Here is a 13,754-nt window from a genome sequence, read left to right on the forward strand (position 1 = left end):
GCCGGACCGGTGGGAGGCGCGACCTCGCGGCGACTGCAGGCCGCAAGGCCTGCTCAGGGCCTCCCACGAGAGCAGCGAGCACTCGCCCCGCCACGATGCAGGTCGTGAGCCTAACCCTGCGGTCTGTTGCGAATGGTCTTGAGCAGATCGTCCGGCGTGATGTGCCCGACCACGCTGGCGGCGCTGCCGGGTTGCGGCAGGCCGAGGATGTTGCCCTTGATCTTGCCGATCACATGCATCTCGCAGGGCTTGCAGTCGAACTTCAGGGTCAGCACCTCGTCGCCGTGCACCAGTTGCATCGGCGCGACCTTGGTGCGCACGCCGGTGACGCCCTTGGCCTGCTTGGGGCAGAGGTTGAAGGAGAAGCGCAGGCAGTGCTTGGTGATCATCACCGGCACCTCGCCGGTTTCCTCGTGGGCCTCGTAGGCCGCGTCGATCAGTTGCACGCCGTAGCGGTGGTAGAAGGTCCGCGCCTTTTCGTTGTAGACGTTGGCGAGAAACGACAGGTGCGCTTCCGGGTAGACCGGCGGCGGCACGCTGACCGGCTTGCGTGCGCCGCGCGGGCGCATGGCTTCGCGGGCAGTGCTAAGCGCCTCGATGGCTTCGCGGCGCAGCGCCTTGAGCTGCGAGTTGGGAATGAAGAACGCCTGAGGCGCGTCGATCTCCAGCTCTTCGGCGTGGTAGATCGTGGTGCCCAGTTGGCCGAGCAGATCGGTGATCTGCGCCAGCGCCTGCTCGGGCTTCTTCGCCTCGCCGAACGGGCCGGCCAGGGAAACCGTGGCCTGGGCGCCTTCCTCGCTGGTGACGTTCAGGACCAGTTCGTCCTCGCGCAGCCGCGCGGCCCAGCGCAGGCCGACGCGGCGCTCGGCGGAGGGCTTGAGCAGCGCCTGCTGCCAGTTGTGGTCGAGGTTGCGGTTGAGCGGGTGGTTCGGCCGCAACTGGCGCAGCGCCGCCGGCATCTCGTTGGGTTCGACGCGGTACTGCCACTGCGCCTGGCCGTCCACCTCGAACTGGCCGAGCGGCTCGACCACGCTGGCGCGAAAGCCCACCACCTCGCGCTTGACCAGTACGTTGAGGCCGTCGCCGTTGGACAGCGGCTCGTGGGTCTGGACGACGAAATTCTGCTTGCCGACCTTGAGCACCTCACCCACCGGCAGGCCGGTGAAGGTCGGCGAGTCGAAGGCGCCGATGTCGATCTTGCGCTCGCTGACGAAGTAGTCGGTGCTGCCGCGATGGAAGGTCTTGTCCGGGTCGGGGACGAAGAAGTGCTCGGTGCGGCCGCTGGAGGCGCGGGCCAGGTCGGGACGTTCCGCGAGGATGGCGTCCAGGCGCTGGCGGTAGTAGGCGGTGATGTTCTTCACGTAGCTCACATCCTTGTAGCGCCCCTCGATCTTGAACGAGCGCACGCCGGCCTCGACCAGAGCACGCAGGTTGGCGCTCTGGTTGTTGTCCTTCATCGACAGCAGGTGCTTCTCGAAGGCGACCACGCGGCCCTGGTCGTCCTTCAGGGTGTAGGGCAGGCGGCAGGCCTGCGAGCAGTCGCCGCGGTTGGCGCTGCGCCCGGTCTGCGCGTGGGAGATGTTGCACTGCCCGGAGAACGCCACGCACAGCGCGCCATGGATGAAGAATTCCAGGGTCGAGTCCACCTGTTCGTGGATCGCGCGGATTTCGGCCAGGTTCAGCTCGCGGGCCAGGACCAGCTGGGAGAAGCCCGCGCGGTCGAGGAACTTCGCCCGCTCCAGGGTGCGGATGTCGGTCTGGGTGCTGGCATGGATCTCGATAGGCGGAATGTCCAGTTCCATGATGCCCATGTCCTGCACGATCAGCGCGTCGACGCCGATCTCATGCAACTGGTGGATCAGCCTGCGCGCCGCTTCCAGCTCGTCGTCGTGCAGGATGGTGTTGAGCGTGACGAACACCCGCACCTGGAACAGGTGGGCGAATTCCACCAGTCCGGCGATATCCGCCACGCTGTTCTCGGCGTTGTGCCGCGCGCCGAAGCTGGGCCCGCCGATGTACACGGCGTCGGCGCCATGCAGGATGGCTTCCCGGGCGATGGCGACGTCCCGCGCGGGGCTCAGCAGTTCCAGGTGGTGTTTGGGTAGCGACATGGGGCGGCTCGTGGCGGTGCGGACAAGGCCGACCATTCTAGCGGCTTGGCGCGGTTTTGGAGCGTTCGGCGATGTGCGGGTCATACGTCGCCAGCTACCACCGGAGGCTGAACGACCTCCCAGGGGCAGCCTCCAAATTGAAGCGCACACGCAGGCTTTGTCTGGGGGCATCCATGAAACAGAATCCGCGCAAGCAAGGCGAATCCGCGCTCGATGACGAACCGGACGTCACCATGAACGACGGTGGCGAGCGGGAGGCCGGCGAGGACCCGGACTTCGACGAGGCCGGCGAGGGCGTGCCCGACGCCCCGCGCGACGAAGACCGTTGAGCGGTGCGGCGATACCGCCGTTGCGGCCGGAAAATGATCGTCAGGCGTCGCGCAGCAGGTCGTGCGCATCGAGCAGGCGGTAGGCGATTTCCGGATGCTGCTCCAGCCCACGGCGGATGGCCGCGGGGATGGCCTGGCGCGTCTTGCGGCACAGGCCGGGCTGTTCGGCGAAATCGATGGCGATGCCGCGCATGCTGCGCACCTCGTTGTGGCTCGGGGCGATGCGCATGCGAATGCCCAGTTGCTCGAACATCCGCTGCTGCAGACGCTCCAGCTCCTGCAGGTTCTGCACGCCTTCCAGGCGCTCGAGCAGCCGGCGCTCTTCATGGCGGGTCAGCAGCAGGATGCGCGCATCGGCGCCGGGGATGCGCTGCAGGTCGTCGCGCCTGCAGTCGCAGGTGCCGGGCGGACAGGGCTGGCGGAGTGGCGACGGGCTGGTCATGGGTTCGATCATAGCCGCCTCATTGCTGAACGCACAGGCAGCTTCATCGCCATCGATTGGCGGCATATGAACTGCGTAAGGTGGTGTGCGCATGAACATCAGTTTTGTCGCGAGTGCGGAACCGATGCTTCATCGAGGGCCGTGCTACCGACCTGGAGGGCCGACAGCACGTTGGCGGGCAAGTTGCTCGTGTCGTGTTGGCGGACCGGGCAACTCGATCGCAATCGTTCTTCAGCGAGCCAGTTTGGTGCTCAGCACGCCCTTCTGACCTTCGCTTTCGGAAACCTCTTCCAGCTTCGCACCTCCCACGAAGAGGCCGAGCTTGATGGATTGCCGGACGTAGTGATTCTTGCCCGCTTCGGCATTCAGGCTGATGGCGTTGTCACTGAATTCCGATTCGGTCGCCAACGTATGCGAGCCCGGACTGACCAAACGATAGAAGTAGGTTTTGGTGGCTGTCTCACCGATCACTTCGTCATCGATCTTGAGCGTTTTCTTCAGCGCGGGGCCCATGGATGAGTCGCGGAAGATATACAGGCCGGCCTGATCCTGCGGCGGGGTCGGGAATGCCTTGAATGTCTGATCTTTGTCTGCGGGCTCCATTGGGACGGATGCACAACCGGCCAGCAGGGAAATACCGAGGACCGCTACGCACATCTTCACTTTCTTGAACATGAATGACTCTTCCTGAGTAGTTGGGTTTTAATTGGATGGCGTTGCGCCATCACTCATGCCACCTTATCGAGCATCCGTAGGAAATCAAGTCACGATTCGAAGTGAACGAACACCTCACGTTCGGGATGGCCGGTGGCTGGCGGTTTGTGCGGTCCTGCATGATCATGGAGCATTCATGTCGAAGAGACCTATCCATGCGCATTGGATCATCGGTTGTACGTTTCGCCTTGTCGTTTCTGGGGCTGCTGTTCGCGGGTGCCGTCGGTGCGGTGGAGGAGCCGCAACTGCTCGAATCGATCAATGCCTATCGCAGCGAAGTGCAGCGATGTGCCGGCCACGCCAGCGAAGAGTTGACGCCGCTGGCGGCCGATTCGCGGCTGGTTCTGCCGGTGCAGCAGATGGGCGACCTGCAGCAGGCCCTGGCGCGTGCCGGTTATTCGATGTTGACGGTCCAGGCCATCAGCCTGTCCGGCCCGCGGGACGCCGAGGCCGCGATGCAGGCATTGCGCGAGAGCTTCTGCCAGGTGCTGCTCGACCCGCAGTTCGTCGATATCGGCGTCAGCCGCGAGGGCCGCGACTGGCGCATCGTGCTGGCGCGGCCGCTGCTCGACGGGCGCCTGGGCGACTGGCAGGCGGAAGGACGGAAACTGCTGGAGTTGATCAACGCGGCCCGTGGCCAGGCGCGTCAGTGCGGCGGACAAGCCTTCGCCGCCGCACCGCCGCTGGGCTGGAACGCCACGCTGGGCGCAGCGGCCGAAAGCCATAGCCGGGCCATGGCCAATGGCAACTTCTTCAGCCATCTCGGCAAGGATGGCCGCACCCCCGGCGATTGCGCCGAGCTGGCCGGTTACGCCGGCGGGCAGATCGGCGAGAACATCGCCGCCGCCTTACCGGGCCCGCGCAAGGTGGTCGACGGCTGGCTGGCCAGCCCCGGCCATTGCGCCAACCTGATGAACCCACGCTTCGGCGAGCTGGGCGCGGCCTATGCGGTCGATCCGCAGAGCGATGCGGGCATCTACTGGACGGCCCTGTTCGGCGCGCCTTGAGTCGGGGCCGTGTAGCGGCGCGGCGCTCGGCTGGCGGGCCGTCAGCGCACGCTGGCGCGTAGATCGGCAAGAGCGTGTAGCAGGGCCTGGTCCGTCGTGCCGAGCAGTTGCATGGTGCCGTTGAGGGAAAGCCAGCACTCGTCCCGCCAGTGCAGTACGCGCAGTTGCTGCTCGCCAATGGTCGTCCGCCGGATATGCGGCTGCGAGCGCCTGTTGCTGAAATAGGGCAACAGCCAGTGGCTGATCCAGTGCGCCAGGCGTTCGGCCAGCGGCAACTCGCTGTGGAACACCAGGCGGTGGGCGTTGCGTATGTCGATCCAGATCGTCGGGCGGGGCTGGTTGCCGAAGACGAAACCCTCGATCCGGCAATGAACATGCAGGGCGTCGAGGCTGTCGGCATAGCCGAGCAGCTGCGCCAGCGAGGCGCCATCCAGCAGCAGGAGCCATCCGGCCGGTGCAGTATGGGCAGGCTGTGGCTTTCGAAAGCCACGTGATGAAGGGTAGGCATTCCTTTTCCTCTGGAGAGCCGACGCCGCCTGGCGTCGGGCCACGACCTCTGTTTCCACGGTTACCGCTGCGTCGTGACGACTCGCATCGCCGTGCGCCGGCATGAAGACGAAATGATCCGCGCGCGATCAAACCCGTTACCGACGGTCCTTCTCCGGCTTTTCGCGAGCGAATGAAAGCATGAATTCAATTATCAATTCAACCGAATGTTCAGCCTGGCATGGGGCCGGAACTTAACGTCCGCCTCCATGAACGAAAAAATGGAATTCGCCGAACGCCTGCGCAGCGCCATGCTCGCTGCGGGCTATCCTGACCGTCCCGCCGTCTTGGAACGGGAGTTCAATTCCCGCTACTGGGGACGATCCGTCACCTTCCAGGCGGTCTCGCGCTGGCTGAGTGGCAAGTCCATTCCCTCGCAGGACAAGCTCCAGGTCATCGCCCAGTGGTTGAAGGTCGAGCCCCAGGCCCTGCGCTTCGGCGAGCGTGCGCTGTCGGCGATCCGCGAGCAGCGGGCGCAGTGGGAAGATCCCAGCTTCTACCGCGAGCGCGAAGCCATCGACGCCTTCCTGGCCTTGCCGGCCGAGCAGCGCAAGGTCGTCCGCGATGTGATCAGGGCCTTCGCCAGGGCGGGCGACGGCTCCACCTCGGGCAAGGACGGCAAGAAGGCGCGTTGATGCGCAGCGCCATGACGGCATGCGAAGGCGCCGCCGCCCACCCCCGTTTCTGGCGGAGCGGCGCTAGGGGTGATCGAAGGGCTTGCCTGCGGCCGCAGAGCATCGTAGGTTGCCTGCCGCTTCGGCGCGAAGGCTGCCTGTGTTCCGCGTCTTCGCCCATACCCCACGGCTCGTACGGGCTCTGTATTTTCGAGGTGGATGCGTGAGAAAGAAGAAACCCGTGGACCCGGTGCGCCAGGCGCAGAAGAACCGCGCGCACCGGATCGGCTGGTTGATCGCCCTGGCGGGGATCATCTGTGGCTTCATGCTGGTGGCGCTGAAGCCGACGTTGTAGGCCCGCTGCTAAATCAGCTTCTTCTGCGCCGCGGCTTCCAGGTTGCTCTTGACCAGCTCGGTCAGGATGGCGTCGCCCGAGCCGTTGAAGGGCAGGGCGAATACCAGGAACAGGTGCATCCAGGTCGTCAGCGTTTCCTGTTTCTCTACCCGGCCCAGCTTCCTGCCTTCGCCGTCGCGGAACATCATGTCCATGATCAGCGTGTTGTCGAAGGTGCCGGGGACCAGGAAGAACGTCGCGCCGGTGATCACCGCTAGCCCGAGATTGCCGGTTTCCTGATTGCGCAGCGTCACGGTGACGTAGAGATCCGACGCTTCCTGCTCGGTGCTTACCCGGGCGAAGCGCCCGCTATCGACGAGCTCTTTCTTGATCAGTTCTTCCAGCTTGGCGATGTTGGGGTTGCTCGCCGCTGGCGTGCCGTTCACCGAATATTCGGTTTGCACCTTGATGTAGGCCGTCGGTTTCGCCTGTGCCGAGTCAACGAGCGGCCACTGTCCGACTTCCGGCAACGACTTGTGCGAGTAGGTCATGCATCCCGGCAGGGTCAGGGAGGCGAGTACGGTGAAGAGGGCGATCAGCTTTTTCATGTTGGCGTCCTTGTCAGTGTGCGAGTTGCTGAGTGCCGTCTTTCAGCAGTTGTTCCACCAGTTGGGTGAGCTGCCGGGAGCCCGGGGCTGCGTTGAAATAGTCGGCGTCCCACAGGCCGGTGTTCTGGTCCAGCACCAGGGTCTTCTGCGAGAGCGCCAGTTGCTGGCCGGCGGCATCGGTAATCGCCAGCTCGGCGGCGAGATCGTATTTGTCCACGTAGATCGGGCCGTTCACCCAGATCCACATGGTCAGCGTCAGCAGTGCGCCCGGAAAGTAGCCGGGGTGCGGTGTGCGCTTGCCCTTGAGCGAGGTGAAGTTGAAGCGCAGCTCGACATCCTGCTCGTCCAGCTTGGCGGGAAAGCTGATCATGCGTTCGAAGTACTCGCCGCGCTCGATGTGCTTGGCGATCTGCGTCGTCAGCGCATTGCTGATGTTGCGGCGCTGGGTTTCATCGAGTTGCGCGTCGCTGACCTCGACATCCTTGAGCATCGCTCCGGCTGGGACGGAATGTTCGATGACGTCTGTAGGTAGGCCAATCGGGCCTGTGGGCGTGAACGAGACACAGCCGGTCAGTGCCAGGCTCAGTAGGCCGGCGGCCAGGTATTTGTAAGGGCTCATGGGACTTCCTTGATGTTCTACGGATAAGCGTTGGCTGCCGTGGACAGTTCGCAAGGCACTCTCTGGCGGAGCGCTTCTTTCGCCGTCCTTGGGCGTTGCGGATATTAGCGTCAAAACGCCATCATTCGTGCGGGGAATTTCAGTTTCTCGATACTGGTTCTCGTTGGGAGGCGCCGGTTGGGATAAGCCGGCGTATTTTTGCTCGTACAATCGCCTGGCATCGCGGGCAGCAGTGCCTAGCGGCCCCGTGAGCGTTATCCATAGCAATCCGAGAGGAATGACCATGCCGACCTACGACTATCGCTGCGAAGCCAACGGTCAGGTTTATGAAGTTCGCCATGCCATGGCCCTGCGCCCGAAGACCTGGGGCGAATTGCGGGCAGCCGGCGCGCTGGCCGAGGACGCGACGATCCCGGACGATGCACCCGTGACCAAATTGATGAGCGCGGCCGGCGTGGTGAACAGCCGGGTATTGAGGAATCCCGAGGCGCCGGCCTGTGCGCGAAGTGGTTGTGCGGGGAACTGCCGTTGATTGGGCGGTTGGCGGTGTCCGGGAATGCTGCCTGATTCACGACGCGACGTGGTTGGGAAGGCGTGTCGGTGGATAGGCCGCTACCCACCCAGCGTCATCACCTTTTCTCGGCCCCGCCGGTGCATCGCCGAGCGTAGGGTGGAAAACGGCGAAGCCTTTTCCACGCGCCACGCTTGCCGCACGGTAGGCGTTGATGATCGTCTATCGAGCCAATAGGGAAATTTCATGCCCGTCCCATTGTCCCTTCCCGGACGGCGGAAAGCCGTCTACACCGCATAATTCATGCGCTTGCCAGGAAACCGAGGGTTCTCGAAACAACCTGGGCCCATGTCCGGCTTTGCTCTTGGCTCCTATCCCGGTGCTACGTTTTCTAGGCGGTACCTGACCGCGCGAACGAACCACGAGAGGAGCAGAACATGAACGCCGAGTCTGGAGAAAACGCCGGGAGCTGCCCATTCGGGCACGCCGGCGCGCCCCGCAAACATTCAAGCAATCGAGACTGGTGGCCCGAAGCGCTGAGTCTCACTTCACTCAACCAGCATTCGCCGCGCTCGAATCCCTACGGTGGCGATTTCGACTACGCCGCCGCGTTCGATTCGCTCGATCTCGATGCGGTGATCGCCGACCTGCATGCCGTGATGACGGACTCGCAAGACTGGTGGCCGGCGGATTTCGGCCATTACGGCGGGCTGTTCATCCGCATGGCCTGGCACAGCGCCGGGACCTACCGGGTCACCGATGGCCGGGGCGGCGCCGGCGGCGGCCAGCAGCGCTTCGCACCGCTCAACAGCTGGCCGGACAATGCCTCGCTGGACAAGGCCCGTCGCCTGCTGTGGCCGATCAAACAGAAATACGGGCGCAAGTTGTCCTGGGCCGACCTGTTCGTGCTGACCGGCAACGTGGCGCTGGAGTCCATGGGTTTCAAGACGTTCGGCTTCGGTGGCGGGCGCGCCGATACCTGGGAGCCGGAAGAGCTGTTCTGGGGGCCCGAGGGCACCTGGCTGGGCGATGAGCGCTACAGCGGCGAACGGCAACTGCACCCGGGGTTGGGCGCCGTGCAGATGGGCCTGATCTACGTGAACCCGGAAGGCCCGAACGGCAAGCCGGACCCCAAGGCGGCGGCCATCGACATCCGCGAGACCTTCGCTCGCATGGCCATGGACGATTACGAAACCGTGGCGCTGGTCGCCGGCGGCCACACCTTCGGCAAGACCCACGGCGCGGGCGACCCCTCGCTGATGGGACCGGAGCCGGAAGGCGCGGTCATCGAGGATCAGGGCCTGGGCTGGCGCAGCCGCTACAAGAGCGGCATCGGCGCCGACGCCATCACTTCGGGCCTCGAAGTGGTCTGGAGCCAGACTCCGACGAAATGGTCCAACTACTTCTTCGAAAACCTGTTCAACTTCGAGTGGGAGCTGACCAAGAGCCCCGCCGGCGCCTACCAGTGGGAGGCCAAGGACGCCCCGGAAGTCATTCCCGACCCCTTCGACCCCAGCAAGAAGCGCAAGCCGACCATGCTGACCACGGACCTGTCGCTGCGCTTCGACCCGGTTTACGAAAAGATCTCCCGGCACTTCCTGGAAAATCCGACCGAATTCGCCGACGCCTTCGCCCGCGCCTGGTTCAAGCTGACCCACCGCGACATGGGCCCCATCGGCCGCTACCTCGGGCCGCTGGTGCCGAAGGAAACGCTGATCTGGCAGGACCCGATCCCCGAATGCGACCACCCGTTGATCGACGACGCCGATATCTCTGCGCTCAAGCAGAAGATGCTGGGCATGGGGTTCTCCGTGTCCGACCTGGTGTCGGTGGCCTGGGCCTCGGCATCCACCTACCGCGGCTCGGACAAGCGCGGCGGCGCCAACGGCGCGCGTATCCGCTTCGCACCGCAGAAGGATTGGGACGTCAACAACCCGGCCCTGCTGGCTCGTGTGCTGGAAAAGCTGGGCCAGATCCAGGCCGAATTCAACGCCTCGGCCACAGGCGGCAAGAAGGTGTCGATGGCCGACCTGATCGTGCTCGCCGGCTGTGCCGCGGTCGAGAAGGCTGCACAGGATGGCGGCGTCAACGTCACCGTGCGGGCGGATGGATGCCCTGGAGGAGTGGACCGACGTGCAGTCGTTCGAAGCCCTGCGCCCGGCCGCGGACGGTTTCCGCAACTACTACCACGAGTCGCATTTCATGGCGCCCGAGGAAGCGCTGGTCGACAAGGCGCACCTGTTGCGCCTCAGCGCGCCGGAAATGACCGTGCTGGTCGGCGGCATGCGGGTGCTGGGCACCAATGCGGACGGCGGCAAGGAGGGCGTCTTCACCCATCGCGTGGGCGTTCTGTCCAACGACTTCTTCGTCAACCTGCTGGACATGAAGAATGAGTGGGTCGCCACCGAGCACAAGAACCGCTTCCAGGGCCTCGATCGCAAGAGCCGCCAGCCGAACTGGACCGCCACCCGTGTGGACCTGATCTTCGGCTCGCAATCGGAGCTGCGTGCCCAGGCCGAGGTGTACGGCATGAGCGACGGCAACGAGAAGTTCGTCCGCGACTTCGTCAAAGCCTGGGACAAGGTGATGAACGCGGACCGACTCGATATCGGCAAGCCAGCTGACAATTTCAGCCAGAAGCTCTCGGCGTAAAGAATGCGGCGGCGCTCGTTGGGCGCCGCCGATGGTTTGCAACGGGCGACGCGTCCGCGCGGTTTGCCACCGTCAAGCAGGTGGTTATGCCGTGTCGGACGCCTCGCTGCCCATTCCGCCAACTATGGGATAAGCCGGCTTTTGCGCAATCTCGCAAAGACCTGGAAGAACGCCTCGTCGCTGGCCTGGTAATCCAGAAAGCCGAGCTTGCGGCTTTTCGACATATCCGTGACCACTTCGATCGGCCGCCCCAGGTCGGCATCGGTATGCCAGGGCGAGATCAGCCTGCTGATGTCCGCCTCGGCCAGACCAAAGCGCTGCGCCATTTCCGTCCAGATTGGTGCATCGTCAGCCATCTGCTGCTCCAGCGGCGCGGGCTCATCGAAGGCAGCCGCTTCGATGCCGAACCATTCGGCGATGCGTCCCCACATCCACTTCCAGCGAAATACGTCGCCGTTGACGATGTTGAAGGCCTGGTTGGCTGCCGCGGGTGTAGTGGTCGCCCAGCGCAAATGCCGGGCGAGCTGATCGGCGTCGGTCACATCGGTCAGGCTGTTCCACTGCACGGCCGAACCCGGGAAGCGGAAAGGCCGCCCGGTGAAGCGGCAGATGGAGCGTATACCGCCAGGGTGGTGGCCATGTTCATCGCATTGCCAACCGCCACGCCGGTGACGGTATGCGGCCGGTGCACGCTCCAGGTGATGCCATCACGCGCTGCGGCGGCGAACAGCTCGTCTTCCTGGGCGTAGTAGAAGTTTTCGACGTCCAGCCGCCCTTGTTCCTCACGAAACGGCGTCTGCGGCAGCGTGCCTTTTCCGTAGGCTTCGAACGGGCCGAGGTAGTGCTTCAGGCCAGTCACCAGGGCGACGTGTCGTACGGTATCGGAAGCGCGAACGGCATCGAGCACGTTGCGGACCATCTGCGCGTTGACACGTATGTTCTCCGCCTCGCTGGCCTGACGCGCCCAGGTGGTGAGGAACAGGTGCGTGGGCGCAACAGTGCTCAGCGCCGACGTCAGTGCTGCCGGGTCCAGCAGATCCGCGCTGATCGGCGTTACGTCGCTGTCTGCGCCTGGTCGCCGCGCCAGTCCGGCGACCGACCAGCCTTCGCTCGCCAGCAGGCGGGAGAGGGCGCTGCCGACGATACCGCTCGAGCCGACCACCAGTGCTTGATTTGTCATGTTCTCAACCCCAAAAAGCAAAACAGGCCAGCACCTTATCGACTCGAAAATGCCGATCCAAGTCGGCACCAAATGGTGACCATCCCCATGCAACCCGGCTCTGACGAAGAACAATGGCGCGAAGATTGCGCACCGCGGCGTGTGCTCGAACTGTTCTCGACCAAGTGGACCAGCATGATCCTGCATACCCTCCACGCCCGGCATGACGGTATCGCTCGCAGCGGCGTGCTCCATCGCAGCTTGCCAGGCATCTCGAAGAAGATGCTGGTGCAGACCCTGCGTGAACTGGAGCAGAGCGGCCTGATCGAACGTCACACGCTCGCGTCGGTGCCGCCGGCCGTGAGCTACGCGCTGTCGCCGCTGGGCAGGCTGATGATCGAGCCGATCGAGCTGATCTACGACTGGGCACGGCAGCATTCGGACGCTCTGGACGACTTGCAACCGCGGCGCACTTCGCGCAGGCGCGGCTAGCGTCGGGTGCGTGCAGGGCGATTGCCGCGCGATTTTCCTGCGGCCCGGCTATGATGCGCGCCCCCAGCGCCTCGCTCAGCAGAGACCAGCATGCCCGGCACCGCCATCTATACCGACCTGTCGGGTTACTACGACCTCATGTGCGCCGATATCGACTACGGCGCCCAGAGCAGTGCCGTCCAGCGGCTGCAGCAGTTGTTCGGCAATGGTGGAAGACGGCACCTGGATCTCGCCTGCGGAACCGGGCCGCACGTGCGCCATTTCATCGATGCCGGCTACGACAGCAGCGGGCTGGACATCAACCAGCCAATGCTGGACCGGGCCACGCTGCGTTGCCCGAAGGCGCGCTTCTCGCTGCAGGACATGTGCAGCTTCAGCCTGGATCGACCGGTCGACCTGATCACCTGCTTCCTGTACTCGATCCATTACAGCGCCGGGCTCGAGCGGCTCGCCGCCTGTATCGCCCATGTGCACGCCGCGCTGGCCGACCAGGGGCTGTTCTGCTTCAACGCCGTGGACAAGCAGCGGATCGACAACCGCTCGTACGTGTCTCACACCGCCCACCATGCCGATGGCCTGTTCGGCTTCAGTTCCGGCTGGTACTACAGCGGTCAGGGCGAGCGGCAATTGCTGCGGTTGCGCATCGAGAAGACGCTGGCCGGAGCCAGTCAGGTCTGGCAGGACGAGCATCCGATGGTGGCGGTGAGCTTCGCTGAACTGATTGCGCTGCTGGAACCGTATTTCGAGGTGCATGTGCTCGAGCACGACTACCAGAAGATCGCTCCGTGGGACACGGCGTCCGGTAACGCCATCTTCGCCTGCGTGAAGCGCTGATCGGCGTGCACGCAGCTAGCGCGCTCAGTGCAACCGCTTGGCCGAGGTGCGCAGCCGGATCAGCTGATCGGCCTGTCGGGCCAGCTCGTCGAGCAGCAGGTCGCGCTGTTTCTCGGCTGCCTTCATGGCGCTCTGGCCGTGCTGCTTGACCAGGTAGCTGTAGATTTGCCGGACCTCCCTGGACTGGAAGATGGGCTGCAGATCCTGCACCGCCACCGCACCGTCTGAAGCCTGGCTCCGTGTATTCATCAGCACCTGCGGGCCGCGCGCTGCCAGCGGCATGAAGCCCTGCGCCTCGAAGTACCCGGTCTTGCCCGCCACGCACGCCACCTCCGCGTGGGGATAGCGCGACAGCATCCGTTCGACCATCGCCCGGCCGATGCCCTGCCGGCGCTGCTCCGCGCTCACGGCCAGGTAGACCAGGGCGCAGGCCTCGGGGTCGTCCACATACGGCAGGTAAAGCGCGAAGCCGAGCAGCGTCGCCGGATCTTCCGCATCCAGCGCCATGATCAACTCCGGTTTGCCGGGCTGCGCACCGTCCATGCTGTCTAGATAGCGATGCACCTCGAGCCCCACCACGTACTGGTACAGCGGGTACAGCAGGTTGCGCGGCGTGAGCGAGACGGCGCTGATGTCGCCGAGGTAGTCCACCACCATCTGCAGCAGCTGGCCTTTCAGCGCTTCCGGCGGCGGGGTTTCCAGATGGGCGAGGGTGAACATGGGGGGCTCCGGGGCGGTGCGGCAAAGGCGGCATTGTAAGGCCCAGGGGCAGGCAGGGGAGA

Annotated in this window: 14 protein-coding genes and 2 pseudogenes; 8 read left to right on the forward strand and 8 right to left on the reverse strand. The window is 64.6% G+C overall.

Annotated features, from left to right (window positions below; genetic code table 11):
- Positions 1–110: 110 nt before the first annotated feature.
- Positions 111–2,111, reverse strand: coding sequence for a U32 family peptidase (locus BAY1663_RS19870; protein WP_037044126.1), 2,001 nt, complete (start codon positions 2,109–2,111; stop codon positions 111–113).
- A 173-nt stretch (positions 2,112–2,284) separates the two neighbouring features.
- On the opposite strand from BAY1663_RS19870, the gene BAY1663_RS24530 reads away from it, so the two are divergent.
- Entirely contained in the window at positions 2,285–2,440 is a 156-nt protein-coding gene (locus tag BAY1663_RS24530; protein WP_164838477.1) for a hypothetical protein, read from the forward strand.
- 40 nt (positions 2,441–2,480) lie between these two features.
- Here the strand turns inward: BAY1663_RS24530 and BAY1663_RS19875 are convergent, their stop codons facing one another.
- Complete coding sequence (locus tag BAY1663_RS19875) at positions 2,481–2,882, reverse strand: hypothetical protein (RefSeq protein ID WP_037044141.1); 402 nt, start codon at positions 2,880–2,882, stop codon at positions 2,481–2,483.
- Positions 2,883–3,113: 231 nt separating this feature from the next.
- Entirely contained in the window at positions 3,114–3,557 is a 444-nt protein-coding gene (locus BAY1663_RS19880) for a DUF2846 domain-containing protein (RefSeq protein WP_051497191.1), read from the reverse strand.
- A 194-nt stretch (positions 3,558–3,751) separates the two neighbouring features.
- Here BAY1663_RS19880 and BAY1663_RS19885 point away from each other — a divergent pair, with 194 nt between their 5' ends.
- Complete coding sequence (locus BAY1663_RS19885; RefSeq protein WP_037044127.1) at positions 3,752–4,603, forward strand: CAP domain-containing protein; 852 nt, start codon at positions 3,752–3,754, stop codon at positions 4,601–4,603.
- A gap of 41 nt (positions 4,604–4,644) precedes the next feature.
- Here the strand turns inward: BAY1663_RS19885 and BAY1663_RS23115 are convergent, their stop codons facing one another.
- Positions 4,645–5,169, reverse strand: coding sequence for a hypothetical protein (locus tag BAY1663_RS23115; RefSeq protein WP_256206900.1), 525 nt, complete (start codon positions 5,167–5,169; stop codon positions 4,645–4,647).
- A gap of 189 nt (positions 5,170–5,358) precedes the next feature.
- Here BAY1663_RS23115 and BAY1663_RS19895 point away from each other — a divergent pair, with 189 nt between their 5' ends.
- Together BAY1663_RS19895 and BAY1663_RS25525 are read left to right on the forward strand one after the other, a co-directional pair.
- Positions 5,359–5,784 carry a transcriptional regulator gene (locus BAY1663_RS19895; protein WP_037044129.1) on the forward strand — a complete coding sequence of 142 codons (426 nt, stop codon included), beginning with the start codon at positions 5,359–5,361 and terminating at the stop codon, positions 5,782–5,784.
- A 202-nt stretch (positions 5,785–5,986) separates the two neighbouring features.
- Positions 5,987–6,118 carry a hypothetical protein gene (locus tag BAY1663_RS25525; protein ID WP_256206901.1) on the forward strand — a complete coding sequence of 44 codons (132 nt, stop codon included), beginning with the start codon at positions 5,987–5,989 and terminating at the stop codon, positions 6,116–6,118.
- An 8-nt stretch (positions 6,119–6,126) separates the two neighbouring features.
- On the opposite strand, the gene BAY1663_RS19900 is transcribed toward BAY1663_RS25525, so the two are convergent.
- Together BAY1663_RS19900 and BAY1663_RS19905 are read right to left on the reverse strand one after the other, a co-directional pair.
- Positions 6,127–6,705 (reverse strand): hypothetical protein, encoded by a 579-nt coding sequence (locus BAY1663_RS19900; RefSeq protein ID WP_037044131.1) that lies wholly within the window; start codon positions 6,703–6,705, stop codon positions 6,127–6,129.
- Positions 6,706–6,718: 13 nt separating this feature from the next.
- Complete coding sequence (locus BAY1663_RS19905) at positions 6,719–7,324, reverse strand: hypothetical protein (RefSeq protein WP_037044133.1); 606 nt, start codon at positions 7,322–7,324, stop codon at positions 6,719–6,721.
- Between the two features lie 283 nt (positions 7,325–7,607).
- Between BAY1663_RS19905 and BAY1663_RS19910 the strand changes: the two genes are divergently transcribed.
- Both BAY1663_RS19910 and katG read left to right on the forward strand, forming a co-directional pair.
- Positions 7,608–7,856 (forward strand): zinc ribbon domain-containing protein, encoded by a 249-nt coding sequence (locus BAY1663_RS19910; protein ID WP_037044135.1) that lies wholly within the window; start codon positions 7,608–7,610, stop codon positions 7,854–7,856.
- Positions 7,857–8,272: 416 nt separating this feature from the next.
- Positions 8,273–10,487 (forward strand): annotated as a pseudogene (katG, locus tag BAY1663_RS19915) (catalase/peroxidase HPI).
- A 122-nt stretch (positions 10,488–10,609) separates the two neighbouring features.
- Here the strand turns inward: katG and BAY1663_RS19920 are convergent.
- Positions 10,610–11,667, reverse strand: a pseudogene (locus tag BAY1663_RS19920) (SDR family oxidoreductase).
- 87 nt (positions 11,668–11,754) lie between these two features.
- Here BAY1663_RS19920 and BAY1663_RS19925 point away from each other — a divergent pair.
- Both BAY1663_RS19925 and BAY1663_RS19930 read left to right on the forward strand, forming a co-directional pair.
- Positions 11,755–12,138 (forward strand): helix-turn-helix domain-containing protein, encoded by a 384-nt coding sequence (locus BAY1663_RS19925; protein ID WP_037044147.1) that lies wholly within the window; start codon positions 11,755–11,757, stop codon positions 12,136–12,138.
- Positions 12,139–12,228: 90 nt separating this feature from the next.
- Positions 12,229–12,972, forward strand: coding sequence for a class I SAM-dependent methyltransferase (locus BAY1663_RS19930; RefSeq protein WP_037044137.1), 744 nt, complete (start codon positions 12,229–12,231; stop codon positions 12,970–12,972).
- A 24-nt stretch (positions 12,973–12,996) separates the two neighbouring features.
- Here the strand turns inward: BAY1663_RS19930 and BAY1663_RS19935 are convergent, their stop codons facing one another.
- Entirely contained in the window at positions 12,997–13,692 is a 696-nt protein-coding gene (locus BAY1663_RS19935) for a GNAT family N-acetyltransferase (RefSeq protein WP_037044139.1), read from the reverse strand.
- Between the last annotated feature and the right edge of the window lie 62 nt (positions 13,693–13,754).

The organism is Pseudomonas sp. BAY1663 (assembly GCF_000582595.1).
GTDB lineage: Bacteria > Pseudomonadota > Gammaproteobacteria > Pseudomonadales > Pseudomonadaceae > Stutzerimonas > Stutzerimonas stutzeri_AF.